At 73.0% G+C, this 25,536-nt stretch carries 25 protein-coding genes; 15 read left to right on the forward strand and 10 right to left on the reverse strand.

Annotated elements, in window-relative coordinates; all coding sequences use genetic code 11:
* The first annotated feature begins 70 nt into the window (after positions 1–70).
* From FH608_RS25405 to FH608_RS25415, 3 genes are all read left to right on the forward strand, one after another.
* Complete coding sequence (locus tag FH608_RS25405) at positions 71–808, forward strand: TIGR04282 family arsenosugar biosynthesis glycosyltransferase (protein WP_139633087.1); 738 nt, start codon at positions 71–73, stop codon at positions 806–808.
* Positions 805–1,416 (forward strand): class I SAM-dependent methyltransferase, encoded by a 612-nt coding sequence (locus FH608_RS25410; RefSeq protein WP_139633088.1) that lies wholly within the window; start codon positions 805–807, stop codon positions 1,414–1,416. The genes FH608_RS25405 and FH608_RS25410 overlap by 4 nt, the downstream gene beginning before the upstream one ends.
* Positions 1,417–1,527: 111 nt before the next feature.
* Entirely contained in the window at positions 1,528–2,550 is a 1,023-nt protein-coding gene (locus tag FH608_RS25415) for an alkaline phosphatase PhoX (protein ID WP_139633089.1), read from the forward strand.
* A gap of 36 nt (positions 2,551–2,586) precedes the next feature.
* On the opposite strand, the gene FH608_RS25420 is transcribed toward FH608_RS25415, so the two are convergent.
* Entirely contained in the window at positions 2,587–3,180 is a 594-nt protein-coding gene (locus tag FH608_RS25420) for a TetR/AcrR family transcriptional regulator (protein ID WP_139633090.1), read from the reverse strand.
* Positions 3,181–3,277: 97 nt separating this feature from the next.
* Here FH608_RS25420 and FH608_RS25425 point away from each other — a divergent pair, with 97 nt between their 5' ends.
* Together FH608_RS25425 and FH608_RS52950 are read left to right on the forward strand one after the other, a co-directional pair.
* Positions 3,278–5,179 carry an MMPL family transporter gene (locus FH608_RS25425; protein ID WP_226899874.1) on the forward strand — a complete coding sequence of 634 codons (1,902 nt, stop codon included), beginning with the start codon at positions 3,278–3,280 and terminating at the stop codon, positions 5,177–5,179.
* Complete coding sequence (locus tag FH608_RS52950) at positions 5,169–5,483, forward strand: MMPL family transporter (protein WP_226899875.1); 315 nt, start codon at positions 5,169–5,171, stop codon at positions 5,481–5,483. The genes FH608_RS25425 and FH608_RS52950 overlap by 11 nt, the downstream gene beginning before the upstream one ends.
* Here the strand turns inward: FH608_RS52950 and FH608_RS25430 are convergent.
* Positions 5,452–6,300, reverse strand: a complete 849-nt coding sequence (locus tag FH608_RS25430) for a bifunctional helix-turn-helix transcriptional regulator/GNAT family N-acetyltransferase (protein WP_226899876.1) — start codon at positions 6,298–6,300, stop codon at positions 5,452–5,454. The two genes, FH608_RS52950 and FH608_RS25430, sit on opposite strands and share 32 nt — an antisense overlap.
* Positions 6,301–6,394: 94 nt before the next feature.
* Here FH608_RS25430 and FH608_RS25435 point away from each other — a divergent pair, with 94 nt between their 5' ends.
* Entirely contained in the window at positions 6,395–7,297 is a 903-nt protein-coding gene (locus FH608_RS25435; RefSeq protein WP_193318613.1) for a lactonase family protein, read from the forward strand.
* Between the two features lie 53 nt (positions 7,298–7,350).
* On the forward strand, positions 7,351–8,715 hold the full coding sequence (locus FH608_RS25440) for a N,N-dimethylformamidase beta subunit family domain-containing protein (RefSeq protein WP_139633093.1): 1,365 nt from the start codon (positions 7,351–7,353) through the stop codon (positions 8,713–8,715).
* A gap of 54 nt (positions 8,716–8,769) precedes the next feature.
* Here the strand turns inward: FH608_RS25440 and FH608_RS25445 are convergent, their stop codons facing one another.
* The gene (locus FH608_RS25445; RefSeq protein ID WP_139633094.1) at positions 8,770–9,495 is read right to left on the reverse strand and encodes a Clp protease N-terminal domain-containing protein; all 726 of its coding nucleotides are present in this window, start codon (positions 9,493–9,495) and stop codon (positions 8,770–8,772) included.
* Positions 9,496–9,577: 82 nt separating this feature from the next.
* Between FH608_RS25445 and lepB the strand changes: the two genes are divergently transcribed.
* Positions 9,578–10,117, forward strand: a complete 540-nt coding sequence (gene lepB / locus FH608_RS25450; RefSeq protein WP_139633095.1) for a signal peptidase I — start codon at positions 9,578–9,580, stop codon at positions 10,115–10,117.
* Here the strand turns inward: lepB and FH608_RS25455 are convergent.
* Complete coding sequence (locus FH608_RS25455; RefSeq protein ID WP_139633096.1) at positions 10,104–11,579, reverse strand: FGGY family carbohydrate kinase; 1,476 nt, start codon at positions 11,577–11,579, stop codon at positions 10,104–10,106. The genes lepB and FH608_RS25455 overlap by 14 nt on opposite strands.
* A gap of 121 nt (positions 11,580–11,700) precedes the next feature.
* Between FH608_RS25455 and FH608_RS25460 the strand changes: the two genes are divergently transcribed.
* A complete protein-coding gene (locus tag FH608_RS25460) occupies positions 11,701–12,726 on the forward strand; it encodes a 6-phosphofructokinase (RefSeq protein WP_139633097.1) in 1,026 nt (341 codons plus the stop codon).
* Positions 12,727–13,122: 396 nt separating this feature from the next.
* On the opposite strand, the gene macS is transcribed toward FH608_RS25460, so the two are convergent.
* Entirely contained in the window at positions 13,123–14,220 is a 1,098-nt protein-coding gene (macS, locus tag FH608_RS25465) for a MacS family sensor histidine kinase (protein WP_139633098.1), read from the reverse strand.
* 113 nt (positions 14,221–14,333) lie between these two features.
* On the opposite strand from macS, the gene FH608_RS25470 reads away from it, so the two are divergent.
* From FH608_RS25470 to thiI, 3 genes are all read left to right on the forward strand, one after another.
* Entirely contained in the window at positions 14,334–15,203 is an 870-nt protein-coding gene (locus FH608_RS25470) for an MHYT domain-containing protein (protein ID WP_193318614.1), read from the forward strand.
* 268 nt (positions 15,204–15,471) lie between these two features.
* Complete coding sequence (locus tag FH608_RS25475) at positions 15,472–16,113, forward strand: response regulator (protein ID WP_139633099.1); 642 nt, start codon at positions 15,472–15,474, stop codon at positions 16,111–16,113.
* A 63-nt stretch (positions 16,114–16,176) separates the two neighbouring features.
* Positions 16,177–17,373 carry a tRNA uracil 4-sulfurtransferase ThiI gene (gene thiI, locus FH608_RS25480; RefSeq protein ID WP_139633100.1) on the forward strand — a complete coding sequence of 399 codons (1,197 nt, stop codon included), beginning with the start codon at positions 16,177–16,179 and terminating at the stop codon, positions 17,371–17,373.
* Between the two features lie 3 nt (positions 17,374–17,376).
* Here the strand turns inward: thiI and FH608_RS25485 are convergent, their stop codons facing one another.
* On the reverse strand, positions 17,377–17,664 hold the full coding sequence (locus FH608_RS25485) for a YiaA/YiaB family inner membrane protein (RefSeq protein ID WP_139633101.1): 288 nt from the start codon (positions 17,662–17,664) through the stop codon (positions 17,377–17,379).
* Positions 17,665–17,828: 164 nt separating this feature from the next.
* Here FH608_RS25485 and FH608_RS25490 point away from each other — a divergent pair, with 164 nt between their 5' ends.
* From FH608_RS25490 to FH608_RS25500, 3 genes are all read left to right on the forward strand, one after another.
* The gene (locus FH608_RS25490; protein ID WP_226899877.1) at positions 17,829–18,425 is read left to right on the forward strand and encodes a molybdopterin-dependent oxidoreductase; all 597 of its coding nucleotides are present in this window, start codon (positions 17,829–17,831) and stop codon (positions 18,423–18,425) included.
* Positions 18,426–18,480: 55 nt separating this feature from the next.
* Positions 18,481–19,641 carry a sensor histidine kinase gene (locus tag FH608_RS25495; RefSeq protein WP_139633103.1) on the forward strand — a complete coding sequence of 387 codons (1,161 nt, stop codon included), beginning with the start codon at positions 18,481–18,483 and terminating at the stop codon, positions 19,639–19,641.
* A gap of 66 nt (positions 19,642–19,707) precedes the next feature.
* On the forward strand, positions 19,708–20,448 hold the full coding sequence (locus FH608_RS25500) for a LytR/AlgR family response regulator transcription factor (RefSeq protein ID WP_139633104.1): 741 nt from the start codon (positions 19,708–19,710) through the stop codon (positions 20,446–20,448).
* Between the two features lie 581 nt (positions 20,449–21,029).
* Here the strand turns inward: FH608_RS25500 and FH608_RS25505 are convergent.
* From FH608_RS25505 to FH608_RS25520, 4 genes are all read right to left on the reverse strand, one after another.
* On the reverse strand, positions 21,030–21,869 hold the full coding sequence (locus tag FH608_RS25505) for a deoxyribonuclease IV (protein ID WP_139633105.1): 840 nt from the start codon (positions 21,867–21,869) through the stop codon (positions 21,030–21,032).
* 72 nt (positions 21,870–21,941) lie between these two features.
* Complete coding sequence (gene alc, locus FH608_RS25510; protein ID WP_139633106.1) at positions 21,942–22,901, reverse strand: allantoicase; 960 nt, start codon at positions 22,899–22,901, stop codon at positions 21,942–21,944.
* Complete coding sequence (allB, locus tag FH608_RS25515) at positions 22,902–24,206, reverse strand: allantoinase AllB (protein ID WP_139633107.1); 1,305 nt, start codon at positions 24,204–24,206, stop codon at positions 22,902–22,904.
* Positions 24,206–25,456 carry a glycerate kinase gene (locus tag FH608_RS25520; RefSeq protein ID WP_139633108.1) on the reverse strand — a complete coding sequence of 417 codons (1,251 nt, stop codon included), beginning with the start codon at positions 25,454–25,456 and terminating at the stop codon, positions 24,206–24,208. The genes allB and FH608_RS25520 overlap by 1 nt, the downstream gene beginning before the upstream one ends.
* Between the last annotated feature and the right edge of the window lie 80 nt (positions 25,457–25,536).

Genomic DNA, 25,536 nt, shown 5'->3' on the forward strand with positions numbered 1-25,536 from the left:
CCCGGGCTCCGGCATGACGTAAGCGGCACGTAAGAGCTGGCCGCCCCTTGTGGATCTAGCGTGCCGGGATATGAACGACCGCACGCAGATCGTGGTGCTGGCCAAGCGGCCGCGTCCCGGGCACGTGAAGACGCGCCTGACGCCCCCGTACACGCCGGAAGAGGCGGCCGATCTGGCCGCGGCGGCACTGGCGGACACCCTGGACGCCGTCGCCGCGACCCCCGCCGCCGCCCGGGTCCTCGCCGCCGACGCCGGCCCGGACGACATCGGCCCGGACGACCTGCCCCCGGGGTTCGAGCTGGTACGGCAGCGCGGCGGCGGCCTGGACGAGCGGCTCGCCTGGGCCTTCCACGACGTCCACGCCCGCCGCCCGCTTCCCGTGGTCCTCGTCGGCATGGACACCCCCCAGCTCACCGCCGGCCTCCTCACCCGGGCCGCGGCGGCGCTGGAGGAGCACGACGCGGTGTTCGGCCCCGCCGCCGACGGCGGGTTCTGGCTGCTCGGCCTGCGCCGCCCCGATCCGGCGCTGCTGCTCGGCGTGCCCATGTCCAGGCCGGACACGGGCGCGGCCCAGCTGCGCCGGCTGAGCGGGCTGTCGGTCGCCATGCTGCCCGCGCTGATCGACGTGGACGACGCCGCCGACGCCCGCGAGGTCGCCGCGCTGGCCCCGTACACCCGCTTCGCCGCCACCCTCGCCCGCTTCGGCACCCGGCCGCCCGCTCCTCTCGATGTCCCGCCCGGTGATCCGCACGATGCCCCCCCAGGGGTCGCCCTCGCCGCACGTCTCGGTGCGGGAGCCGCCAGGTGATCGGTGAGCTGTACGAGGAGTCGCTGCAGGGCGCCGAGATCGACATCGAGTACGCCGACGGCCGCCGCGAACCCCTCCGGGCCATGCGCTGGCTGCGGCCCATCGACGGCGACGAGGCCATGCTGTCCCGCTGCACCGGGCCCACCCTCGACGTCGGCTCCGGTCCGGGACGGCTGACGGTGGCGCTGGCCGCCCGCGGCGTCGCCGCGCTCGGCATCGACGTCACCCCGCACGCCGTACGGCTGACGCTCCAGGCCGGCGGGATGGCGCTGTGCAGGGACGTGTTCGGACGGGTGCCCGGCGCGGGCCGGTGGGCGACGGCCCTGCTGGCGGACGGCAACATCGGCATCGGCGGCGACCCGGTGGCACTGCTGCGCCGCATGCGCCAGCTCGTCAGGCCGGGCGGCGAGGTGATCGCGGAGGTCGCGCCCCCGGGCACCCCGAGCAGGATCGACCGGGTGCGCCTGCGCCAGGGCGAGGTGGCCGGCGAGTGGTTCGGGTGGGCGGACGTCTCGGCCTCCGACGCGCCGTGGCTGGCCGGGGAGAGCGGGTTCGAGGTGACGGAGTGCCACGAGGAGGCGGGCCGCTGGTTCGTGTACGCCCGTTAGCGCGCTGATCGCGCGGAGGGGCCTCGGGGTTTGCGCAGAGTTTGATGTCGCGAGTCCTTGCCATTCATGTCCGTGCGGTCGACTAGCGTGGCACCTAGAGGGAGGCCCACGATGTCCCACAAGACTCTCCTCCGCACGGGCCCGCTCTTGCGGGGCGGCACCAGCCCGTACGGCCCGCTCGGGTTGCCGGGCGCCTGCGGTCTCGCGCTGCCCTCCGGCTTCACCGGCAGGGTCGTGGCGCGCTCCGGCCACAAGGTCGCCGGGCTGACCTGGCACGCCGCCCCTGACGGAGGCGCCTGCTTCCCCGACGGCGCCGGCTGGATCTACGTCTCCAACTCCGAGCTGCCGCTGCTCGGCGGCGCCTCGGCGCTGCGGTTCCGCGGCGACGGCAGCGTCGGCGACGCGTACCGCATCCTGTCGGGCACGGACCTCAACTGCGCGGGCGGCGCCACGCCGTGGCACAGCTGGCTCTCGTGCGAGCTGGGCGACCGCGGCCGGGTCTTCGAGTGCGACCCCTACGGCGCGCGGGCCGCCCGTCCGCGCCTGGCCATGGGGCGCTTCCGGCACGAGGCCGCCGCGTGCGACCCGGAGCGGCGCGTGGTCTACATGACGGAGGACGAGCACGACGGCTGCTTCTACCGGTTCAGGCCGGGCGACTGGGGCGACCTGACGGAGGGCACGCTGGAGGTCCTGTGCGCGTCGGGCCGCTGGCAGGCGGTGCCCTCCCCGGCGGCGCTGCGCACGGCGGCCCGCCACCAGGTCGACGACGCCCGCCACTTCGACGGCGGCGACGGCTGCCACTACGCGGGCGGGGTGTGCTACTTCACGACCAAGGGCGACACGGGCCTGTGGGCCTACGACACGCAGGCAGGCACGCTGGAGCGGCTGTGCGAGGGCGTGCGCGCGATCACCGCCGCTCCCTCCGGCGACCTCTACGTGGCCAGGGAGACGACCGAGATCGACGTCATCGCCCCCGACCGCGCGGTCACGCCGTTCCTCAGGCTGACCGGGCACGCCGGGGCGGAGCTGACCGGGCTCGCCTTCTCGCCGGGCGGCGAGCGCCTCTACTTCTCGGCCAGGCGCGGCCGCACCGAAGGCCACACGTTCGAGGTGGCGGGGCCGTTCCGCGCCTGACCAGGTGAGGCCGATCAGGTCGGACACCGCGCCTGATCAGGCCAGGTAGCGCACCAGCGCGAGCTTCAGCTCGGCCACCAGTTCCTCGCCGCGCTCCGGCGGAGCCGAGCTGACCAGCGGCATCACCGCCTTCACCATCGCCACCGCCATCGTGCCCATGAGCGTCGCGCGCTCCTCGGGCAGGCCGGGGGAGCGGCGGCGCAGCAGGCCGGCCACCTGCCGGGCGATCTCGGCGTGGATGTGCTGCGCCGCCTCGGCCAGCCGGTCACCCGTGGCCGACCCGTACAGCAGCGCCCAGTACGCGGGCGACGCGCTCTTGAAGCGCACGCTCTCGTCCACGAACCGCCCCACCAGATCCTCCAGCGGCACCTCCGGGGTGACCGCGGCCAGGCGCGCGGCCCAGAACTCCTGCCGCTCGACCGTGTAGCGCGCCACCAGCCCGTCGAGGATCTCGTCCTTGTTGCGGAAGAACTGGTACAGCGACCCCGGCGACATCCCCGCCCGCGCGGCGACCTGGTTGGTGGTCAGGTCCGGATATCCCACCTCGGCGATCACCGACTCGGCGGCGTCGAGGATCTCCGCCATGCGCTTCAGGCCGCGCGCCTGCCGGCGGACCGTGCGTTCAGGCATGGGTCTCCTCGTTGACAAATGCGAGCATTTACTTGTATTTCTGGGCCGACAGCAAAACACGAGCAGTTTACCGAGTTTCGCTCGGGGGGAGTCACACATGGCGGTGAACACGCGGGTACGGCCGGCGCGGGAGCAGACGGGCGGGCCGCCGCTGCGCAGGCTGGGATTCCTGCTCGTACGGCGCCGCAAGGTCGTGCTGGCCCTGGCCGCCGCCGTGCTCGTCCTGGCCGGGGCGCTGGCGGCGGGGGCGGTGCCGCGGCTGTCGCTGTCCAGGTTCGAGGCGCCGGGCAGCGAGTCGGACCGGGCTCAGGCCGAGCTGGCGGAGCGGTTCGGCACCGGCAGCCCCGACATGGTGTTCCTGGTGACCGCCCGGTCGGGCACCGTGGACGACCCCGCCGTCGAGGCCGAGGGCAGGGAGCTGACCGCGCGGATCGCCGGGTGGGAGGGGGTCGCCGAGTCCGCCTCGTACTGGACCCGGGGCGGGCCCGCCACACTGCGCAGCGAGGACGGCCGGCACGCCCTGATCGTCGTGCGCATCCCCGGGGACGCGGGCCACGTGCGGCAGGAGGTGCTGCCCGCGCTCGTGCCCGAGATCACCAAGGGCACCCGGCTGCTCCAGGTGCGGGCCGGGGGAGGGGAGGAGGTGTTCAGGGAGACGGTGCCGCTGGCCAGGCAGGACTTCGTACGGGCCGAGCTGGTCATCTTCCCGCTGGCCTTCGTGCTGCTCTGGTTCTACCAGCGGCGGGTCATGGCGGCGCTGGTGCCGATCCTGGCCGGGGTGTTCGCGATGGTGATCGGGCTGGGGCTCCTGCGCGGAGTCCTGATATTTGCTGAGATATCGACGTTCGCCCTGAACCTGACCCTGGCCATGGGGCTCGGCCTCGGCATCGACTCCTGCCTGTTCGTGATCCAGCGATTCCGCGAGGAGACGCGGCGCGGCGCGGACCGGGCCGGCGCGATCGCCACGGCCGTCGAGCACGCCGGGCGGACCGTGCTGTTCAGCGGGCTCACCGTGGCCACGTCGCTGGCCGTGCTGTTCGCGCTGCCCTTCGACTTCCTGCGCTCCTTCGCGTACGCGGGCATCGCCGTCGTCGCCGGCGGCCTGCTCGCGGCGGTCGTCGTGCTGCCCGCGGTGCTCGCCTCGATCGGCGGCACGATGGTGACCAAGCGGGACAGGCCCGAGCGGGACAGGCCCGAGCGGGACGGGCACGAGCGCGCCGCCGGCTTCTGGCACGCGCTGGCCACCCGGGTGATGCGCCGGCCGCTGGTCTTCGGCGGGCTGGCCACGGCGGTGCTGCTGCTGCTCGCCTCGCCGTTCCTGGGCCTGCGCTTCGGCGTGGCCGACGACCGCGTCCTGCCGCCGGAGGCGTCGTCGCGGCAGACCCAGGAGGTCATCCGCCGGACGTTCCCCGCGGAGGAGACCGACGCCATCCAGATCGTCTCGAAGGACCGCGCGGCGGGGGAGGCCACGCGGTACGCCGAGACGCTGTCCGCCCTGCCCGGGGTGGCCCAGGTCGACTCCGCCGCGGGCTCGTACGCCGGCGGCCGGCGCGTCGGCGACGGCGATCCGGAGCGGTTCCGCGGACGGGGCGCCTGGCTGTCCGTGGTGCCGTCCGCCGAGGCGCTGGCCGGCGACCCCGTGCGCCTGGTCGCGGCGGTGCGCGCGGTCGAGCCGCCGTTCGAGGTGCTGGTCGGCGGCTACCCGGCCGAGCTGGCCGACTACCGCTCCTCCGTCGTGGACCGGCTCCCCCTGGTGCTGGCCCTCATGTTCGGCGTCACGTTCGCGGTGCTGGCCGGCATGACGAGGAGCCTGGTCATCCCCCTCAAGGCGTCCCTGCTGAACCTGCTCAGCCTGGGCGTCATGTTCGGCGCCCTCGTCTGGGTCTTCCAGGAGGGCCACCTGTCCGGCCTGCTCGGCTTCACCCCGACCGGCTCGCTCGACCCGAGCATCCCGATCCTGATGCTGTGCGTCGCGTACGGCCTTATCCATGGACTATGAGGTGTTCCTGCTCTCCCGGATCAAGGAGGAGTACGACAGGACGGGCGACACGGGGGAGGCCGTGGCCGCGGGCCTGCAGCGCGGCGCGCCGCTCATCACGGCCGCCGGCGGCATCCTGGCGCTCACGTTCGCCGCCTACGCCACGGCCCAGGTGGCGTTCGTGCAGATGCTGGGCGTCGGCATGGCGGTGGCCGTGCTGGTGGACGCCACGGTGATCAGGGCGGTGCTGGTGCCGAGCCTGATGCGCCTGGCGGGCCCGCTCAACTGGTGGCCTAGAGGTCGCGCGACCACACCTGGTCGGTGACCTCGAGCCCGTTCTCCGTGGCCTTCTCCTCCGACTCCAGCTCGAACCCGGCCGCCTGGTAGATGCGCCGCGCGCTCACCAGGCAGTCGCGGGTCCACAGCGTGATCCGCTTGAAGCCCGCCGCCTTGGCGTGCAGCAGGCACTCCTCCACGAGCCGCCGCCCGATGCCGAGCCCACGGGCGGACGGCTCCACCAGCAGCATGCGCAGCTTGGCCGTCGTGTCGTCCTGCCGCACGCAGAACACGCATCCGGCCCGCTCGCCGTCCACCTCGGCGATCCAGCCGGCGTCCCGCGAGAAGTCCAGCTCGCCCACGATCGTGGCGACGAGCTGCTCGAAGTCGGTGCCCCAGCCGTATTCGCGGGCGTACAGGTCGCCGTGGCGGAAGACGACCCAGCCGAGGTCGCCGGTGCGGGGCGGCCTGATCACGTACGGCGCCCGCCCGCCGTCGTCCCCGAGCAGCCGCCTGATCGTGGCCATGCCGGCGACCAGCCGCTCCTGGCCCTCGTCGGGCAGCCGCGCCAGCAGCCGCTCGATCTCCTCGGCCGAGCGCTCGTCGAGCTTGCCGAAGGTCTCCGCGCCCGCGGGCGTGAGCCGTACGAGCTGCTTGCGCGCGTCGGACGTGGAGCGCTCGCGCGCGACCAGCCCGTCGGCGTCGAGCCGGGTCAGGATCCGGCTCAGGTAGCCCGCGTCGAGGTCGAGCACGGCGCGCAGCCGCCCGGTCTCCATCGGCGCGTCGTGCGCCAGCTCGAACAGCACCCGCACCTCCGCCAGCGAGTACGGCGAGTCGAGCATGCCCGCCTGCAGAACTCCGATCACCTTCGTATAGAACCGGTTGAAGGCTCGGACCTTGGAAACCCTTGCCTTTGTCAAAGAGTCCATTGCTCTAGTCAACCATGAGAGGACCCCGGCTGTGAAGCAGGTCTACGTAGGCGGGTACGGCCCCGGCATCGTCACCCTCGGCGGCGAGCCGGCCAGAGTGGCGTCGCCGTCGTTCCTGGCCGCTCACCCCACCCTGCCGGTGCTGTACGCCGCCGGCGAGCTCGGGCGCGGCTGGCTGACCGCCTTCAGGACCGAGCCGGCCCTGAGCCCGTTCGACGAGCGGCCGAGCGAGGGCGACAGCCCCTGCCACGTCGCCGTCGACCCGGCGGGCACCGTGCTCGCGGCGGCCAACTACGGCGACGGCACGGCCGTGATCCAGCGCCTCGACGACCGCGGCGCGTTCGAGGGCGACCCGATCGTGCTGCGCCACGAGGGCTCGGGGCCGAACCGCTCCCGCCAGGAGGGCCCGCACGCCCACCAGGCGGTCTTCCACGAGGGCATCCTGCACGTCTCCGACCTCGGCACCGACGAGATCCGCCGCTACCGCCTCGACGGCACGCCCCTGGAGCCCATCGCGATGCACCCGGGCACGGGGCCGCGCCACTTCGCGTTCGCCGGATCCCGCCTGTACGTGGCGGGTGAGCTCGACGGCTCCGTCACCCTCATCGAGGGCGAGCGCCGCACCGTCGCCCCCGCCTCCCGCTGCGAGGGCGAGAACCACCCCTCCCACCTCCAGGTCGAGGGAGATTTCGTCTACGTCGCCAACCGCGGCCCCAACACGATCTCGGTGCTGCGCGCCGCCGACCTGTCGCCGGTGGCCGAGGTGCGGTCGGGCGGCGACTGGCCCCGGCACTTCGCCATCGACGGCGCCACCATGTACGTCGCCAACCAGCAGTCCGACGCCGTCACCGTCTTCAGCCTGAAAGAGGGCGTTCCCGAGCCTTCCGGGCAGGCGTACGGGGTCGAACGCCCGGCCTGCGTGCTGATCATGTAAGGAGTTGGCCAAGTCGCGGGCCCGCCGGGACGGCCGGTCATGACCATGGGCCTGTGCGAAAGGTCCTCGTCCTGCTGCTGGTCGTGGCCGGGTGCGGCAGTGTGCCCCCGGCCCCCTCCCTGCCCGCTCCCGTCACCGTGTCTTCGGCGCCGTCCACGGCGCAATCTTCCGCGCCGTCGCCCGGGCCGTCCCCGGTGGACGTGCAGGAGTCGTGGCGGATCACCCGGCGCGGCGCGGAGCACGAGATCGAGGGCTACGCCGACCAGGTGAGCGTCCTGCCGGGCGAGAGCTTCCGGCTGCGCGTGTCCACCACCGCGCCGCGCTTCACCGCCGCCGCCTTCCGCATGGGCGCCAACCCGGCCAAGGTCTGGCAGTCACGGGAGGTCAAGGGGATGCGCCAGGAGCCCATGCGGCTCGTGGACGGCATGGCGAGCGCGGCGCACTGGCGTCCCTCGCTCACCGTGGAGACGGCCGGCTGGCCGGAGGGCGCGTACCTGATCAGGCTCGACGCCTCCACCGGGGCGCAGCGCTACGTCCCGGTCACCGTGCGCTCGGCCACCACCGCCGGGCGCGTGGTCATCGTCAACGCGGTCACCACCTGGCAGGCGTACAACCTGTGGGGCGGCCGCAGCCTCTACAAGGGCCCCGGCGGGTTCGCGGGCCGCTCCCGCGCGGTCACCTTCGACCGCCCGTACGACCACGACGGGGCCCGGCTCTTCCTCGACTTCGAGAGGGCCGCGCTGGCCGTGGCCGAGCGGAGCCACGTGCCGCTGGCGTACCTGACCGACCTCGACCTGAAGCCGGGCGCGCTCGACGGCGCCCGCGCGGTGGTGTCGCTCGGCCACGACGAGTACTGGTCGCCCGCCATGCGCGACACCGTCACCAAGGCCAGGGACAGCGGCACGAACCTGGCCTTCCTCGGCGCCAACGCCGTCTACTGGCGGATCGCGATGCACGGCAGGACGCTCGCCTGCGACAAGGAGCGGCTGTGCCGGCTGTGGCGGGACTCGGAGCCGGAGAGCGGGCTGGTGGGGCAGATGTACGACTGCTTCCCCGCCGACGGCGTCTACCGGGTGACCCGGCCGGGCCACTGGATCTTCGCCGGCACCAAGGGCAGGAGCTTCCCCGGGATGGTCGGACCGGAGAGCGACAAGGTGTCGCGGGGCTCGCCGCGGAACGTGCGGGTGCTGGCGGAGTCGCCGTTCTCCTGCGGCGGCCGGGCGACCGTCTCGCACACCACCTACTACGTGGCGCCCAGCGGGGCGGGGGTGTTCGCGTCCGGCACGATGCGCTGGGTGTGCGCGATGCGGGGGAGGCGCTGCGGCCACGGCGTGCCGGCGGGCGCCGCCGCCTTCACCCGCCGCGCGACGACCAACGTGCTGACCCGCTTCGCCCAGGGCCCGGCCGGCGCCGCCTGACCCGCGCCGCCTGACCCCCGCCGCCTGGCCCCGCGCGCCGTCCGGCCCGCGGGGTCAGCCGTCCGTGTCGTGCAGGATCTCGTCGAGCGCTCGCAGGATCTCGCGCTCGGCGGGCTCCTTCGTCACGCCCAGGCCCGCCAGCGCCCGCGCCGCCGGCTCCTCCTCCGCCGACAGGACGCCCAGCAGCAGGTGCTCGGTGCCGACGAAGTGGTGGCCCAGTCGCAGCGACTCGCGCAGCGTCAGCTCCAGCACCTTCTTGCTCTGCGCCGTGAACGGCACGGCTGCGGGCGGAGTCCCCTCGCCCGGCCCGAGCACGGCCGTGATGGCCTGCTTGGCGGCGTCCAGCGACGCGCCGAGGGCCACGACGGTCTTGGCGGCGAGCCCGTCCCGCTCGCCGAGCAGGCCCAGCACCAGGTGCCCCACCTCGATGTGGCCGTGCCCCGCCGTCTGCGCCTCCCGCTGCGCGAGCACGACCACGCGGCGGGCGCGGTTGGTGTAGCGGGCGTACGCGCGCAGGTCGTCGCCGAGCGAGCCGCCCTCCTTGGGCACGAACCGCTTCTGCGCGGCCTGCTTGCTGACGCCCATGCTGCGCCCGATGTCGGTCCAGGACGCGCCGGACCGCCTGGCCTGGTCGACGAAGTGGCCGATCAGGTGGTCGGCCACCTCGCCGATGTGCTCGCCCAGGGACACGGCGTCGGACAGTTCCCCGAGCGGGTCGCCCTCGGGATGACGGGTTTTGATCACGCTGATGAGGTCGTCGAGACGAACGGTGCTGTTCATGCGTCAACCATAGGTTGACGCTCTGGAATCGTCAACCCTTGGTTGACGCCAGGGTGGCCGGCGGGTCCGGCAGAATGCCGTGATGATCCGTACGCGCTTACCCGCGCTCGCCCTGCTCCTCCTGCTGCCGGCCTCCGGCTGCGGGCTCGTCGAGTCGGCCCTCGGCGGTTTCGCCATCACCGTCCCGAGCGAGTCGATGGAGCCGACCATCAAGAAGGGGTCGCGCCTGACGGTCCGGCGGACCGACGACTACGTTCCCCGCGTCGGCGACATCGTTGTCTTCCGCACCCCCCAGGGCTGGTCGGGCGCCACGGCGGGCGCGCAGCGCGTGGGGCGGGTCATCGGCGTGCCGGAGAGCACGGTGAGCTGCTGCGACGACAAGGGGCGGGTGGAGCTGAACCGCGCGCCGCTGGAGGAGCCGTACCTGATGTCCCCCCCGGCCTCCTATGTCGCCTTCGAGGTCAAGGTGCCGCGGGGACGACTGTGGATCATGAACGACAACCGCCACGTCGCCCTCGACTCCCGCCGCTACAGCGACGCTCCGGACGGCGGGACCGTCGGGGTCGCCGACGTCATGGGCGTGGTGGACGCCCCGGCCCGGCAGGAGGTCAGCGGTGGGTGACCGACGAGGGCCGGCCGGCGAGCTCGACCGCCGCGCGCCACCGGTCGTAGGCGTCGTCGTCGCGCGGTCCGGGCTCGAAGCGCCGTTCGAGCTGCCACGTCCTGCGCAGCTCGGCCTGCGACGCCCACACCCCCGAGCCCAGCCCGGCCAGGAAGGCCGCCCCGAGCGCCGTCGTCTCCTCCAGGGCGGGCCGCTCCACCGCCGCCCCGATCTGGTCGGCCTGCAACTGCATGAGCAGGTCGTTGGCGCTGGCCCCGCCGTCGGCCTTGAGCACCGGCACGGCTCCGCTCGTCATGGCCTCCACCACGTCCCGCACCTCGAACGCGATCGCCTCCAGCGTGGCCCTGGCCAGGTGAGCGCGGGTGGTGCCGCGCGTGATGCCGGTGATCAGCCCGCGCGCCTCCGGCTCCCAGTGCGGCGCGCCCAGCCCCGTCAGCGCCGGCACGAACACCACGCCGCCGCTGTCGGGCACCGTGCGGGCCAGGCTCTCCGACTCGGCGGCCGTACCGATCATGCACAGCCCGTCACGCAGCCACTGCACCGCCGCCCCGGTCACGAAGATCGAGCCCTCCAGGGCGAACGTGCGCTCGCCCGACGGCGTCTGCCAGGCCACCGTCGTCAGCAGCCCCGACTCGGACCTGACGATCTCCCCGCCCAGGTTGGCCAGCACGAACGAGCCCGTGCCGTACGTGCACTTCACGTCGCCCACGTCGAAGCAGATCTGCCCGAACAGCGCCGCCTGCTGGTCGCCGGCCATCCCGCTGATCGGCAGCTCCAGCCCCATGAACGCCGACGGCGCGGTGCGGCCGATCGGCCCGTAGTTGGGCCCGATCTCGGGCAGCGCGTGCTGGGGCACCCCGAACAGCTCGCACAGCTCAGGCTCCCACTCGCCGGACGCGAGGCCGTACAGCAGCGTGCGGGAGGCGTTGGACGGGTCGGTCACGTGCAGCGCGCCGCCCGTGAGCCGGGCCACGAGGTACGAATCCACCGTCCCGACGGCCACGTTGCCGGTCTCGACGCCCTCCCAGACACCCGGCTCGTGCTCGGCCAGCCACGTGAGCTTGGTGGCCGTGAAGTAGGGGTCGAGCCGCAGCCCGGTCAGCTCCGACACGCGCGGCTCGTGGCCGCCCTTGCGCAGCTGGTCGCAGATCCCGGTGGTGCGCCGGTCCTGCCAGACGATGGCCCGGCACGGCGCGGCCAGCGTGCGCCGGTCCCACAGCACGGCGGTCTCGCGCTGGGTGGCGAGCCCGACGCAGGTCGGCGAGCCGGAGGCGCCGCCCAGCGCCGCGCTGCACGCCGACAGTGTCGCCTGCCAGATATCCTCGGGATTGTGCTCGACCCAGCCGGGAGACGGGAAGTGCTGCCGGAACTCCTCGTAGCCTCTGGACTCTATCTGCCCGTCTTCCGTGACGACGAGCGCGGTAACACCTGTCGTCCCGGCGTCTATGGCCAACACACTCACGAAATCTCCTCACAATCCAGGTTTATGTCGTGCGGCTGGGCGTTTGGTCTAGACCACTGCCCGTGACGGCGGGCACAATGCGAGTCTGACATCAGGTGACCCCCATCGGGAGGAACCCGCCATGCGTATAGGAGTGCTCACCGGAGGCGGCGACTGCCCCGGTCTCAACGCCGTTATCAGGGCAGTGGTGCGTAAGGGGGTGAGCGTTTACGGCCATGAGTTCGTCGGCTTCCGTGACGGCTGGCGTGGCCCACTCGAAGGCGACACGATGCCGCTCGACATCCAGGCCGTGCGGGGCATCCTGCCGCGCGGCGGCACCATTCTCGGCTCCTCCCGCACCAATCCGATCAAGATCGAGGGCGGGGTCGACCGCATCAAGGAGAACCTCGCCGCCACCAGTGTCGACGCGCTGATCGCCATCGGCGGCGAGGACACGCTGGGCGTCGCCAAGCAGCTCTACGACCGCGGCGTCCACGTGGTCGGCGTGCCCAAGACCATCGACAACGACCTGTCGGGCACCGACTACACCTTCGGCTTCGACACCGCCGTCAACATCGCGACGGAGGCCATCGACCGCCTCCACACCACCGCCGAGTCCCACCACAGGGCGCTCATCTGCGAGGTCATGGGCCGCCACGCCGGCTGGATCGCGCTGCACGCGGGCATGGCGGGCGGCGCGAACGTCATCCTCATCCCCGAGCGGCCCTTCGACATCGACCGCGTCTGCGAATACGTCGAGTCCCGCTTCCGCACCCGCTACTCCCCGATCATCGTGGTCGCCGAGGGCGCCCACCCGATCGAGGGCCAGATGGAGCTGCAGACCGGCGAGCTCGACGCGTTCGGCCACGTCAGGCTGGGCGGCATCGGCGAGATGCTGGCCAAGGAGATCGAGAAGCGCACCGGCAAGGAGGCCCGCACCACGGTGCTCGGCCACATCCAGCGCGGTGGCACGCCCACGGCGTACGACCGGGTGCTGGCCACCAGGTTCGGGCTGCAGGCCATCGACGCGGCCCACGAGGGCGACTACGGCACGATGGTGGCGCTGCGCGGCACCGAGATCGTCCGCGTCGGCCTCGACGAGGCGACGGCCGAGCTGAAGACCGTCCCCGTCTCGCGCTACTCCGAGGCGGAGGTCTTCTTCGGCTGAGCCGGCCTCCCGGCCCCGCGCCCGCGGCCCTTGCCGTGCGTGGCGGGTATGGGAGCTCACGTCCGGCCGCCGCCCTGCTCCACCGCTCTCCGGGCGCGGCCGGATGGGGCCACCGCCTCCTGAGCGGGGCCGGACGGTCCGCCGCCTCCTGCGCGCGGCCCGGATGGGCGGCCGCCGGAAGGGCCCGGAGCGGGTGGGCATCGCCAGGCAGGCACGGACGAGCGGACGCCGCCGGGCGGGTGGAGCTCTGAGGAAGGCCGGAGACCCCGGCGCGAAGGACCGGAGGTGAGACCGGGCGTCCTAGCCGAGCCGGACCTAGCCGAGCCGAGCGGAGTCGAGCCGGGTGGAGCCGAGCCGGTGGAGTCCGGCCGGTGAGACCGCGGGTCAGGCGGGGGGTCAGGCGGGGAAGGTGATCTCCACCTCGGTGCCCTGGCCGGGGACGCTCACGATCGACACCTGCCCGCCCAGCTCCGCCACCCGTCCCCGGATGGACCGGGCGACGCCCAGGCGGCCGCCGGCCGCCGCCTCGTCGAGACGCCCGTCCGGGATGCCCGGCCCGTCGTCCCTGACGCTGAGGATCAGCGGGCCGTCGCCCCACTCCGCCAGTACCCAGGCCCGGGCCCCGGGGCCGCAGTGGGCGCGGACGTTGTCCAGCGCCGCTCCGACCGCCGCCGCGGCGGCCTCGGCCACGGCGGCCGGCAGGGCCGGCGGGGTGGCCGGAGTGGAGACCGTCACCTGGGGCGAGGCGTGCCGCAGCAGCAGGGAGCGCAGGTCGGTGGCGCCCTCGTCCGGCGGCCGGCCGCTGATGAGATCGCGCAGGGCGGCCTCCTGCTCGCCGGCCAGGCGCCCCAGCTCGGCCGCCTCGCCGCCGATCTGCCGCCCGCGCCGGTGCACCATGGCCAGCACCTGTAAGACCGAGTCGTGGATGTCGCGGGCCAGCCGGTCGCGCTCGCGCTGGGCCGCCTCCATCCGGGTGGCCCGCTGCAGGCGCTCCTCGGCCTGCGCGGCCAGCCGGGCGACGTGGCCGACCACGACGCCCGCCATGAAGAGCAGGACGGCACCGTTGATCAGGATGGGCGACTCGTGGGCGCGGACGCGTACCCACAGGTCGGCCGCCGCCACGGCGGCGGCCGCCACCGCGCCCAGCCGCCGGCCCCCGTGCACGGCCCAGGCCAGCACGGGACCGGCCACCCAGGTGGCGGGGACGGCCATGGTGCCGCGCACGCTCTGGGCCGCGCCCTCGACGTACGGGGAGACGAGCAGGCAGGCCATCGCGATCGCCAGGTCGGCCGCCAGCAGCGGGCGGCGGCGCGGCGAGCGGGCCGAGTAGGCGAACGTGGCCACGGCCGTCCACAGCGCCATCACCCCGATCACCAGCCAGCCCAGGACGGGCCGCTCGTAGCCGCCGGCCTGGGCCATCAGCGCCGCGGCGTACACCAGCGACGCGACGCGGAAGACCGCGATCGCCCGCCAGAACGGACCCTCCAAAGCCATGAACCTTTCTCATGTTTCCGACTGGTGAGTTGACAGATAGTCGTGTTATCCATGCGAATAGGACATCCCGGATGACACAATCCGGGAACCCCTAATCCCCAAGGAACCGACAAATGACCACTGTGAACCATTTCGCCTATGGCCTGCTGACGCCGCTGCTCGCCTACGCGATGTCCTGCATCGGATCGATGCTCGGGCTGAGGCTCACCGCTCAGGCGCACGCGTCGCGCGGCGGTTCCCGGATACGCTGGCTGCTCGGCGCGGCCATCTCGATCGGCGGCACCGGCGTCTGGGTCATGCACTTCATCGCCATGATGGGCTTCCAGGTGGACGGCACGCAGATCAAGTATGACGTGTGGCTGACCGCGGCCTCGGCGCTGGTGGCCATCGTGGTCGTGGGCACCGGCCTGTTCCTCGTCTCCTACGGCGGCGGCCGGATCCTGGCGCTGCTCGGCGGCGGGCTCCTGACGGGCCTCGGCGTGGCCTCCATGCACTACCTGGGCATGTACGCGATGAACATGTCCGCCCACGTCTCCTACGACCGCCTCACCGTGGCCGCCTCCGTGGTCATCGCGGTGGTGGCGGCCACGGTGGCCCTGTGGTTCGCGCTCCGGGTCAAGAAGCCCATCTGGATCACGCTCGCCGCCCTCGTCATGGGCGTGGCCGTGTCGGGCATGCACTACACCGGCATGTACGCGATGCACGTCACGGTCGACGCCGAGCCCGGCATGGTCTCCGGGGCCGACGCGCTGGACTTCCTGGTGCCGCTCATGACCGTGATCAGCCTGATCACGCTGACCATGCTGCTCATGGTGATCCTCTCGCCGTCGGAGGAGGAGCTGCACGAGGACGCGGAGCTGGTGGCCAAGCTGGAGCTGCGCCGCCGTACGGCCCAGCAGCAACAGCAGCTCACCTACCCGGCGCCGGTCGTCGAGATGCCCCAGCCGCAGGCGCGCCGGCCCATGCAGGCCCGCCGGAGGTAGCGGCCTCCTGCACAGCGGAAGGCGCGCCGGGTGACCGGCGCGCCTTCGCTGTCTGGCTATCTCCTGGGTACGGCTTGCGACGCGCGGTGGGCCGCCTACTCGACGCGGCGCAAGCCGTACCCTTGAGGGGGGTTTCAGCGGTAACCCCGCTGGATCAGAAGGTACGCCCGCGCGCTTGCAGGCCGCTTGCAACGCTGACCTGCAAGGAGCCCCGGGTGATCCCCCGGCGGGGCCGGGGCGGGGGAGGGCGCGCGGTTAGAGTGGCGCCATGGTGCGGGTGATGGTGGTGGACGACCACCCCATGTGGCGCGACGGCGTGGCCAGGGATCTCGCGGAGGCCGGTCACGAGGTCGTGGCCGCCGTGGGGGAGGGCCGCCAGGCCGTACGCGTGGCCGCGGCGGTGCGCCCGGACGTCGTGGTGCTCGATCTGCGATTACCGGACATGCCGGGCCCGGAGGTGGCCGCCAGGCTGGCCGCCCTGGAGCAGCCACCCGGCGTGCTGGTGCTGTCGGCCAGCGCCGAGCAGGACGACGTGCTGGAGGCCGTCAAGGCAGGCGCGTCAGGATATTTGGTGAAATCGGCCGGCCGGGAGGAGTTCCTCGATGCGGTCCGCCGTACCGCCGCCGGCGACGCCGTCTTCACCCCCGGACTGGCCGGCCTGGTGCTCGGCGAGTACCGCCGGCTGGCCGCGCGGCCCGCCCCCGCGGAGGGGCCGCGGCTCACCGAGCGCGAGACCGAGGTGCTCAGGCTGGTCGCCAAGGGCCTGACCTACAGGCAGATCGCCGAGCGGCTCGTGCTCTCCCACCGCACGGTCCAGAACCACGTCCAGAACACGCTGGGCAAGCTCCAGCTGCACAACCGGGTGGAGCTGGTCCGATATGCGATCGAGCGCGGGCTGGACGCGGACTAAACTCGATGGGGCGCGACGTTCCCATCAACGCGCGCATTTCCCCGTCTTCCCGGAGGTTCCACCATGACGATGTCCGCCCTGGGCGAGCCGTGCGTTCTGCTCAAGCTGGGCGAGATCGTTCTCAAGGGCAAGAATCGCGAGCTGTTCGAACGACGTTTGATCAGCAACATCCGCGACGCTCTCCAGCCGCTCGACCTCAAGGTCGACGTGCGGAAGCGGCACGGGGTCATCGCGATCTTCCTGCCCCAGGGCGCCACGGCCGAACAGGCCGACGTCGTGGCCCAGCGGGTCGCCGACGTGCCGGGGCTCGTCTGGATCCACCGAGCCTGGCGGGTCGCCAAAGACCCCGACACCGTGCTGAAGGCCGGTCTGGAGCTGGTGGGCGAGAGCGAGGAGGCCAAGCGGGGCGCCCGCTTCGCGGTCCGCTCCCGCCGCCGCGACAAGCGCTTCCCGCTGCGCTCCAACGAGCTCGACCGGCTCGTGGGCGGCGCGATCAACGACGAGTACGGCCTGCCCGTCGACCTGAGCAACCCCGAGCTGACGGTGTTCATCGAGGTTGACAGGGACGAGGTGTTCGTCTTCACCGGCGGCATCCCCGGCCAGGGCGGTCTGCCGGTCGGCAGCAGCGGCCGGGCCCTCGTGCTCATGTCGGGCGGCATCGACTCGCCCGTGGCGGCGTACCGGATGATGCGGCGCGGCCTGCACGTCGACTTCCTGCACTTCTCCGGCATCCCGTTCACCACCTCGGAGTCGATCTACAAGGCGTACGCGCTGGTCAGGAAGCTCGACCGGTTCCAGGGCAGGTCGCGGCTGTGGGTCGTGCCGTTCGGCAAGGCGCAGCAGTCGATCCGCACCTCGGGCCAGGACCGCCTGGCGGTGATCGCGCAGCGGCGCCTCATGCTCAAGACGGCCGAGGAGGTCGCCCACCGCATCCACGCCGGCGCGCTGATCACCGGCGACGCGCTGGGCCAGGTCTCCTCCCAGACCCTGGCCAACATCACCGCCCAGGACAACGCGGTCGACATGCCGATCCTGCGCCCGCTCGTGGGCTGGGACAAGACGGAGATCATGGCCGAGGCGCGGCGCATCGGCACGCTGGAGATCTCCGAGCTGCCCGACGAGGACTGCTGCACCCTGCTGGCCCCCAAGCGGGCGGAGACGCGAGCGAAGATCGAGGACCTGAAGCTGATCGAGAAGCGGCTCGACGCCGAGGAGCTGTGCGTGCAGCTGGCCGACTCGATCCAGGAGTACACCCTCTAGCCGTCAGCCGTTGACCTGGAACGGGTCGTGCTCGGCCAGCAGCTTGTCCAGCCGGGCCTGATCCACGCGGTTGGTGACCTCCGACTGCTCCTGGCGGTCGCGTACGACCTTGCACAGCGTGACGGTCGAGGTGACGACGTAGAGCAGTCCGAGCCCGAGGAACGCCCTGACCCAGCCCTCGACGGGCAGGTAGATCAGGGCGATCACCAGGGAGGACAGCGAGACGGCGAACGACAGGATCGCCTGGACGTAGAACGCGGTGGTCTGGGTGGGCTGGATGGGCTTCGTCATGCGGCCATCGTGCCGCCGGGCCGAGGGCGGGCGCATGGGGTCACGTACTCAAGTTACTCATGAGTACGTGACCTCCGTCGCATGCGTGCCGCACCCGCCCGCGAGGCGGCCGCGGCGCGATGGCAGGATGGCCCCAGACGGCGAGCCCGGTGAGGAGAGTGATCGTGGAGGAGTCGCGCCTGCCTCCAGGCCAGTACGTGCCGCGCGGCCAACCCGTGATCCACTATGGCAGGGTGCCCCGGTTCAAGCCGGAGAGCTGGGACTTCCGGGTATTCGGCGCCACCGCCGGGGGCGCGGACCACCGCTACACGTGGAGCGAGTTCGAGGGCCTGCCGCGCACGACCCGCATCGCCGACTTCCACTGCGTCACCAAGTTCTCCGTGCTGGGAAACGAGTGGCGCGGCGTCGCCCCGGCCACCATCATCGCGGCGGCCCCGCCCGACCCCGGCGTGCGCCACGTGATGATCTGGGCCGAGTACGGCTACAGCGCCAACGTCCGCCTGTCCGACTTCACCGCCGCAGACACGCTGTTCGCCCTGGAGTTCGACGAGAAGCCGCTCAGCGCCGAGCGCGGGTTCCCGGTGCGGCTCGTCGTGCCCCACCTGTACGCGTGGAAGAGCGTCAAATGGGTGCGCGGCATCGAATACCTTCTCGAAGATCGCCGCGGCTTCTGGGAGGAGCGCGGTTACCACAACCTCGCCGACCCCTGGCGCGAGCAGCGCTACTCCTACCAGGAAGAACCCGGCGAGGGGCCCCCTTAGACTTCACTCCGGGTTTTCCCCCGGACACCCTGCGTTTTTGGCTACGGTTGCCCGCATGCTGACCACCGCATGCGTGGCGCTGTCCTCCCTGTCCCTCCTCGCCGGGTCCTTCATGGCCGGCTACGGGCTTGCCCGGGCCCGGTGGCGCGGCCCCGCGCTGCCGGAGGGCCGCGGGGCGGACGAGCCGACGTTCACCGCGCTGCACATCGCCGCGATGGCCGCGCCCGCCCTGCGCGGCGGGCTCAACCGCGACTCGGCGCGCGGAGCCGTACGGCACCTGCGCGTGCTGCTCGGCACCCGGGCCGTCGCGATCACCTCGACGGAGGCCGCGCTGGCCTGGGAGGGGCCGTGCAGCGACGACGTGCTCACCTACGCCCGCACGGCGCTCGGCGCGGGCCGGGCGCAGGTGTTCGCGGGGGAGCCGTACGGAGCCGTCGTGGTGCCGCTGACCGTGGACGGCACGGTCGTCGGCACGCTCGCGGCCTTCGACGACGAGGTCAGCGCCGCGCTCGTGCGCACCGTCAGCGAGGTCGCCCGCTGGGTGTCGGGCCAGCTGGAGCTGGCCGACCTCGACGCCTCGCGGCGGCGCGCGCTGGAGGCCGAGATGCGCGCGCTGCGGGCGCAGATCTCGCCGCACTTCGTCTACAACGCGCTCACCACGATCGCCTCGTTCGTCCGCACCAACCCCAAGCGCGCCCGCGAGCTCCTGCTCGACTTCGCCGACTTCTCCCGGTACGCCCTGCGCAGGGCGCACGACTTCACGACCCTGGCCGACGAGCTGACCTGCGTCGACCGCTACCTGCTGCTGGAACGTGCCAGATTCGGCGACAAGCTGCGCTTCAGCATGCAGGTGGCGCCCGAGGTGCTGCCCGTGCCGGTGCCGTTCCTGTGCCTGCAGCCGCTCGTCGAGAACGCCATCAAGCACGGCATGCGCGGCCAGGGCGGCAGCGGCGAGGTGCGGGTCGTGGTGCGCGACGCCGGCCCCGAGGCGCACATCACGGTCGAGGACGACGGCGCCGGGATGGACCCGGAGTGCGCCCGGCGGATGCTGGACGAGGACCCGGCCCGCGAGGGCAGCGGCATCGGGCTGGCCAACGTGGACCTGCGCATGCGCCAGATCTACGGCGACGGCTACGGGCTCGTCGTGGAGACCGCGCTGGGCGCCGGCACGAAGGTCCGCCTGCGCGTTCCCAAAGCGAAGGTAAGCGCAATGTAGCCGAATCATTACTCCACGCTGGCGTGTCGCTTGTGGACCTTGCCTCCATACGGCAGCGTAAGCGTCATGCTGAGAGTCCTGGCGGTCGACGACGAGGTCCCCGCGCTGGAGGAGCTCGCCTACCTGCTGCGCCACGACGACCGGATCGAGCACGTCGCGACCGCCGCCGACGGCATCACGGCGCTGCAGGACATGGTGCAGATGATCGGCGGCGGCGAGCGGCTCGACGGGATCTTCCTCGACATCCGCATGCCGGGGCTCGACGGGCTCCACCTGGCCAGGCTCGTCGGCGGGTTCCCCAGCCCGCCGCGGCTCGTGTTCGTGACGGCGCACGAGGAGTGCGCGGTGCAGGCGTTCGAGCTGGAGGCCGTCGACTACCTGCTCAAGCCGGTCAGGGCCGAGCGCCTGGCGGAGGCCGTGCGCCGGCTGGAGGCCGCCTCGCTGCCCGCGCCCGAGCCGGGCCAGGACGAGGTGATCCCGGTCGAGCTGGGCGGGCGCACCCGGTTCGTGCCGCAGCAGGCCGTCTGGTTCGCCGAGGCCAAGGGCGACTACGTGCGGCTGCACACCGTCGACGGCAGCTATCTCGTCCGCATGTCGCTGGCCGCGCTGGAGCGGCGCTGGTCGGACGCCGGGTTCATCCGCATCCATCGCAGCACGCTGGTCTCCGGCCGGCACGTCAGCGAGCTGCGGTTCGAGGGCGGGCGGGTGACGCTCACCGTCGGCACCGAGACGCTGCAGGTCAGCAGGCGGCACAGCCGGCAGGTGCGCGAGCAGCTCGTACGCCAGCACCGCGGCGTGATCTCCTGACCGCCCGCCACGGCGTGGACGAGGGGCGAGTCCGGCGGGTGTGAAGGCCGGAGGGCCGCGCGCGGGCCCGGCACCGGCGGATCTCCCGGGCGTGGTGATGATGTGCCTGGTCACACGGGGTCGCCGTACAACGGGCGTCATGAAGGGCGCCGGCAGGGGCCGGCCCCGGCGTCGCGCGAGCCCGGCAGCCGACCGCTCGTCGCGGCACAGTGACCGCTCGTCGTATCACCACTCTCCGTATGGCGATGACTACCCACCGTTCAACGAGCTGCCCCGCAACGGGGTTTCCCCCGAAAGATCGCGACCGTAGTGTTTCGGCATCGGACAAGCCACAACGGCGCATCGGGGGGGACGAGCCGGGGGGCTCATTACAGGCCTGATGCGCCGGCTTCACCGGTGACCGCGCTGGTCACCACGGCTGCCGGGCCCTCAACCGGGGGGTGGGGCCCGCCATGCCGATCATGTGAAGGGGCGCCTGCTGAGGCCCGCAGCCGGCCCCGCGATCCGGCCTTCGGGGGCGGCCGGATCGCGCGAGCAGGCGCCCCTGTCACGGATCGCGGGACACGCGGGTGCCGGGCGGGTCAGCCGTCGCGGAGCTTCTTCAGCAGCGCGATGTCCTCGGCGTGCTTGGGCGCCTTGCCGGGCGTCTCGATGCAGATCGGCACCCCCGCCACGGCCGGGTGCCGCATCATCTCGGCGAACGGCCGGCTGCCGATGTGACCGGCCCCGATGTTCTCGTGGCGGTCCTTCTTGGCCCCGCACACGTCCTTGGAGTCGTTGGCGTGGATCAGCTTGAGCCGGCCGGGCGCGATCTCGTGCAGGGCGTCGAACGTCTCCTCCACCCCGCCCTCGGCCGCGAGGTCGTGACCGGCGGCGAAGGCGTGGCACGTGTCGAGGCAGACGCAGGCCCGCGGGTGCCACTCGAGCGCCGCCAGGTAGGGCTCGAGGTCCTGGACGGTGGCGCACAGCATGGCGCCCTGCCCCGCCATCGGCTCCAGCAGCAGGTCGGGCCCGCCGTCGGGGATCTCCTCCAGCAGCGGCAGCAGGTTGTCGTGCACCTGGCGCAGCGCGTCGTCGCGCGACTGCGTGACCGCCGAGCCCGTGTGCACCACGACGCCCTTGGCGCCGATCTCCGCGCCGCGCCGCAGGGTGTGGCGCACGATCGCGATGGAGTTGGCCAGCGTCTCCGGGCTGGGCGAGCCGAAGTTGGCGAGGTAGGGCACGTGGACGTACGTCTCGACGCCCGACTCGGCGAGCCGGGCGTCCTGCTCCGGTTTGCCCTCGGTCAGGGCCCAGCCGCGCGGGTTGGTGACGAACACCTGGATCATCTCGGCGCCGATCTCGGCCATATAGGTGAGGCCGCCCGTCGCCAGGCCGCCGGAGACGAGCACGTGCCCGCCGATCAGGGATGTTGGGGTCATGATGGCTTTCAGTCTAGGCATGGCGCTCGCCCGGTCCGCACGGACCGGTCGTCACGGAGGGTGAGCGCCAGACTACCAAGATCCGGCTGCCGCCAGGTGGCCGTGCAGGCGGACGCGGGCCAGGCCGCCGTCGGGGTAGATGTCCACCCGCACGTGCGTGACCGGGTCGTGGTGGCCGAGGCGGAAGCGGTGCGGGGTGTCGGGCTGGAGCCGGGTGCGGGGCAGCAGCTCCACCTCTCGGTCGCCGTCCAGGCCCGTCAGCGCGACCGCGCCGGGCGCGTTGAACAGCAGGTTCGTGGTGTCGATCTCGGCCAGCCTGATCACGCCGCGCCCGGCCAGGCGGATGACCAGCCAGTCGTTGCCGCCGTCACGGCGGCGGGCGGTCTCCCAGCCCTCGGCCTGGTGGCGGGCGAGCCCGGGGGCGATGACGTTGTTGGGCGCGGAGTAGAACTCGTCGGAGCAGGCGGTGACCAGGCCGCCGTTGGCCAGCGCGGCCAGGTCGAGTCCGAGCCCGTCCCACATCGACAGGTCGGGGCGGGCCTCCCCGTGCACCCGGAGGCGGGCCACGCCGCCGTCGGGAAAGATGTTCAGCCGCACGTGGGTGAAGCGGCCGGGCGCGGTGACCGCGAACCGGTGCTCGGCGTCCCCCTTCAGCTCCGACCGGGGCACGATCTCCGTCCACTCGGCGGCCGCCAGCTCGTCCGGTGCGGGATGCCCCTCGACGGCGGCCGCCTCGACGGAGGCGTGCGGCGGGTAGTTGCCCTTGAACCACGCCGTGTCGACCACCACCCCGCGGATCACGCCGGGCACGCCGAGCCGGACCACGGCCCAGTCGTGGCCGGGGGAGCGGCGGCGGCGCGTCTCCCACCCGTCGTAGACCTGGCCCTTGCTCCCGAACGTCTCCGCCTGGAAGCCCGGCCGCCCCGGCCGGATGAGGCTCTCCTTCTCGGCGAACGACTCGTCGCTGGCCGCCACGACGGACCCGCCCATGCTGCGCAGCGCGAGGTCCGGCAGGGTGATGAAGTCTGGCATCTACCGCTCTCCCCACAGAAAACGTCCATGCGGCACGCCGTCCACCGGCCGGCCGCGCAGCCAGGTGGTCAGCACCGCGCCCTTGAGCCTCCGGCCGTCGTACGGGGTGACCGGGTGCCGGTGGTGCAGCCGCGTGGCGTCCACGACGGCGCCGGCCGCGGGATCGAAGGCCACCAGGTCGGCGTCCTTGCCCGCCGCGATCGCGCCCTTGCCGGAGATCCCGGCCATCGAGGCGGGGCCGGCGGACATCCAGCGGGCCACGTCGGCCAGCGCGTACCCCCTCGTGGACGCCTCCGTCCAGACGGCGGGCAGGCCGAGCTGGAGCGAGGCGATGCCACCCCAGGCGGCGGCGAAGTCCGGCACCTTGAGATCGGCGGGCGAGGGGGAGTGGTCGGACACGACGCAGGTCAGCACGCCCCTGCCCAGGCCGTCCCACAGCAGGTCGCGATTGGCGCCGGAACGGATGGGCGGGCAGCACTTGTACGCCGTCGCCCCCTCCGGCACCTGCTCGGCCGCCAGCGTCAGGTAGTGGGGGCACGTCTCCGCCGTGACCGCCACGCCGTCCTGCCGGGCCCGCTCCAGCACGTCCAGGCAGGCGGCGCTGGAGACGTGCAGGACGTGCACGCGGGCGCCGGTCTCCCCGGCCAGCCGCACGACCGCCGCGACGGCGCTGCGCTCCGACTCCCCGGGCCGGGAGTCCAGGAACTCCCGGTACGTCGGCCCGCCCGGCTCCGAGAGCAGCGCCGGGTCCTCCGCGTGCACCACCATCACCCCGCCGACGGCGGCCACCTCCGACAGCGCCTCCCGCAGCTCCGGAAGGCTCAGCGGCGGGAACTCGTCCACCCCCGACGGCGACATGAAGCACTTGAACCCGTGGACGCCGCGCTCGCGCAGCGGCCCCAGGTCCTTGACGTTCCCCGGGACGGCGCCGCCCCAGAAGCCGACGTCCACGTGGCACCGGCCCCGCGCGGCCGCCAGCTTGGCCTCCAGGGCGGGCACGTCCACGGTGGGCGGGACGCTGTTGAGCGGCATGTCGATGATCGTGGTGACCCCTCCGGCCGCCGCCGCCCTGGTCGCCGAGTCGAACCCCTCCCAGTGCGTCCGGCCCGGCTCGTTGACGTGCACGTGCGTGTCGACCAGGCCGGGCAGCAGCGCCAGGTCGCGCAGGTCGACGTCCTCGGCGGCGCCGAGCGGCGCGGCGTAGTCGTACAGGGCGGCGATCTTCTCACCCCGTACGGCGACCGCCGCCGCCCGCTCGCCCTCCGGCGTGACGGTCCTGCGGGATCGGATCACCAGGTCGATCATCAGCTACCCCCGCTGTCTCCCTGCCGGTCTCCCTGGAGGTGGATCGCGGCCAGGCGGGCGGCGAGGCGTTCGAGCAGCGGCCCGGCCTCCGCCATGCAGCGCTCGGGGTCGGGCTCCAGGTCCGTCAGGGCGTAGGCGGCCTCGATGCCGGCGGCCCGCAGCGCGTCGTCGGACAGGGTACGGCGGCCGCAGACGGCCACCACGGGCACGCCGGCCCTGGCCGCGGCCTGCGCCACGCCGATGGGCGCCTTGCCGCGCAGGGACTGCTCGTCCAGCGACCCCTCGCCCGTGATCACCAGCCGCGCGTCCTTGACCAGGTCGCCGAAGCCGAGCAGGTCGAGCAGGTAGTCGATGCCGGGCCGGATCTCGGCGTGCAGGAACGCCAGCGCGGCGAACCCGACCCCACCCGCGGCCCCGGCCCCCGGCGCGCCCGCCACGCCCATGGCCCGGGGCGTGTCATCATGCTCGTGCTCATGGTCGCGCCCGCTTCGCTCCTCGTTGGCTCGTCCCTCGCTCTCTCGTCGCGAGCTCCTGCGCTCCGGCGCCCCCATCAGCCCGTGCGTCGCGGTCCCGACGGCCGCCAGCCGGGCCAGCGCCGCCTCCAGCGTCCTGACGTCCTCGGCGGTGGCGCCCTTCTGGGGGCCGTAGACGGCGGCGGCACCGTGGGGACCGAGGAGCGGATTGTCCACATCGCTCGCCACCACGAACTCAACGCCGGAAATATCCGTGAAGTCCGACAAGTCAATGCGGTCGAGGTCCTTCAGCGCGGCCCCGCCCCGCGCCAGCTCGTTCCCGTCGGCGTCCAGCAGGCGGGCGCCGAGCGCCTGCGCCAGTCCCGCGCCGCCGTCGGTGCACGCGCTGCCGCCCAGCCCCAGGACCACCCGCTTGGCGCCCCGCCGCACGGCGTCCGCGATCAGCTCGCCGGTGCCGTAGCTGGTGGCCGTCAGCGGCTCCCGGCCGCCGGGCAGGCGGCGCAGCCCGGACGCCTCCGACAGCTCCACCACCGCCGTAGCGCCCGACTCCTGCCACGCGTACGAGGCCGGGATCCGCTGCCCGGTGGGCCCGGTCACCTCGATCGTGACCCGGCCGAACCCGCCGGCCACCGCCGCGTCCACGGTGCCGTCTCCGCCGTCGGCCACCGGCAGCTCCACCGTGGGAACGCCCAGGCCGGCCGACACGTGGGCGCTCACCTCGGCCGCCGTCAGGGACCCCTTGAACTTGTCAGGGGCGACAAGAACCTGCTGAACCACTACGAACCCCTACACGATGGTGAACAATGTTCTGACACGCCTTCCTGCCCGGTGCGAGCGGGCAGGAAGGCGTGACTCAT

The organism is Nonomuraea phyllanthi (assembly GCF_006334985.2).
In the GTDB taxonomy this organism is placed as follows: Bacteria; Actinomycetota; Actinomycetes; order Streptosporangiales; family Streptosporangiaceae; genus Nonomuraea; species Nonomuraea phyllanthi.

Bases quoted from the DNA above. Each gene is read 5' to 3' on its own strand.
- FH608_RS25405 (WP_139633087.1), top strand. From the start codon at position 71: ATGAACGACCGCACGCAGATCGTGGTGCTGGCCAAGCGGCCGCGTCCC.
- FH608_RS25415 (WP_139633089.1), top strand. From the start codon at position 1,528: ATGTCCCACAAGACTCTCCTCCGCACGGGCCCGCTCTTGCGGGGCGGC.
- FH608_RS25420 (WP_139633090.1), bottom strand. From the start codon at position 3,180: ATGCCTGAACGCACGGTCCGCCGGCAGGCGCGCGGCCTGAAGCGCATG.
- FH608_RS25425 (WP_226899874.1), top strand. From the start codon at position 3,278: ATGGCGGTGAACACGCGGGTACGGCCGGCGCGGGAGCAGACGGGCGGG.
- FH608_RS52950 (WP_226899875.1), top strand. From the start codon at position 5,169: ATGGACTATGAGGTGTTCCTGCTCTCCCGGATCAAGGAGGAGTACGAC.
- FH608_RS25445 (WP_139633094.1), bottom strand. From the start codon at position 9,495: ATGAACAGCACCGTTCGTCTCGACGACCTCATCAGCGTGATCAAAACC.
- lepB (WP_139633095.1), top strand. From the start codon at position 9,578: ATGATCCGTACGCGCTTACCCGCGCTCGCCCTGCTCCTCCTGCTGCCG.
- FH608_RS25460 (WP_139633097.1), top strand. From the start codon at position 11,701: ATGCGTATAGGAGTGCTCACCGGAGGCGGCGACTGCCCCGGTCTCAAC.
- macS (WP_139633098.1), bottom strand. From the start codon at position 14,220: ATGGCTTTGGAGGGTCCGTTCTGGCGGGCGATCGCGGTCTTCCGCGTC.
- FH608_RS25470 (WP_193318614.1), top strand. From the start codon at position 14,334: ATGACCACTGTGAACCATTTCGCCTATGGCCTGCTGACGCCGCTGCTC.
- FH608_RS25475 (WP_139633099.1), top strand. From the start codon at position 15,472: ATGGTGCGGGTGATGGTGGTGGACGACCACCCCATGTGGCGCGACGGC.
- thiI (WP_139633100.1), top strand. From the start codon at position 16,177: ATGACGATGTCCGCCCTGGGCGAGCCGTGCGTTCTGCTCAAGCTGGGC.
- FH608_RS25485 (WP_139633101.1), bottom strand. From the start codon at position 17,664: ATGACGAAGCCCATCCAGCCCACCCAGACCACCGCGTTCTACGTCCAG.
- FH608_RS25495 (WP_139633103.1), top strand. From the start codon at position 18,481: ATGCTGACCACCGCATGCGTGGCGCTGTCCTCCCTGTCCCTCCTCGCC.
- FH608_RS25500 (WP_139633104.1), top strand. From the start codon at position 19,708: ATGCTGAGAGTCCTGGCGGTCGACGACGAGGTCCCCGCGCTGGAGGAG.
- FH608_RS25505 (WP_139633105.1), bottom strand. From the start codon at position 21,869: ATGACCCCAACATCCCTGATCGGCGGGCACGTGCTCGTCTCCGGCGGC.
- alc (WP_139633106.1), bottom strand. From the start codon at position 22,901: ATGCCAGACTTCATCACCCTGCCGGACCTCGCGCTGCGCAGCATGGGC.
- allB (WP_139633107.1), bottom strand. From the start codon at position 24,206: ATGATCGACCTGGTGATCCGATCCCGCAGGACCGTCACGCCGGAGGGC.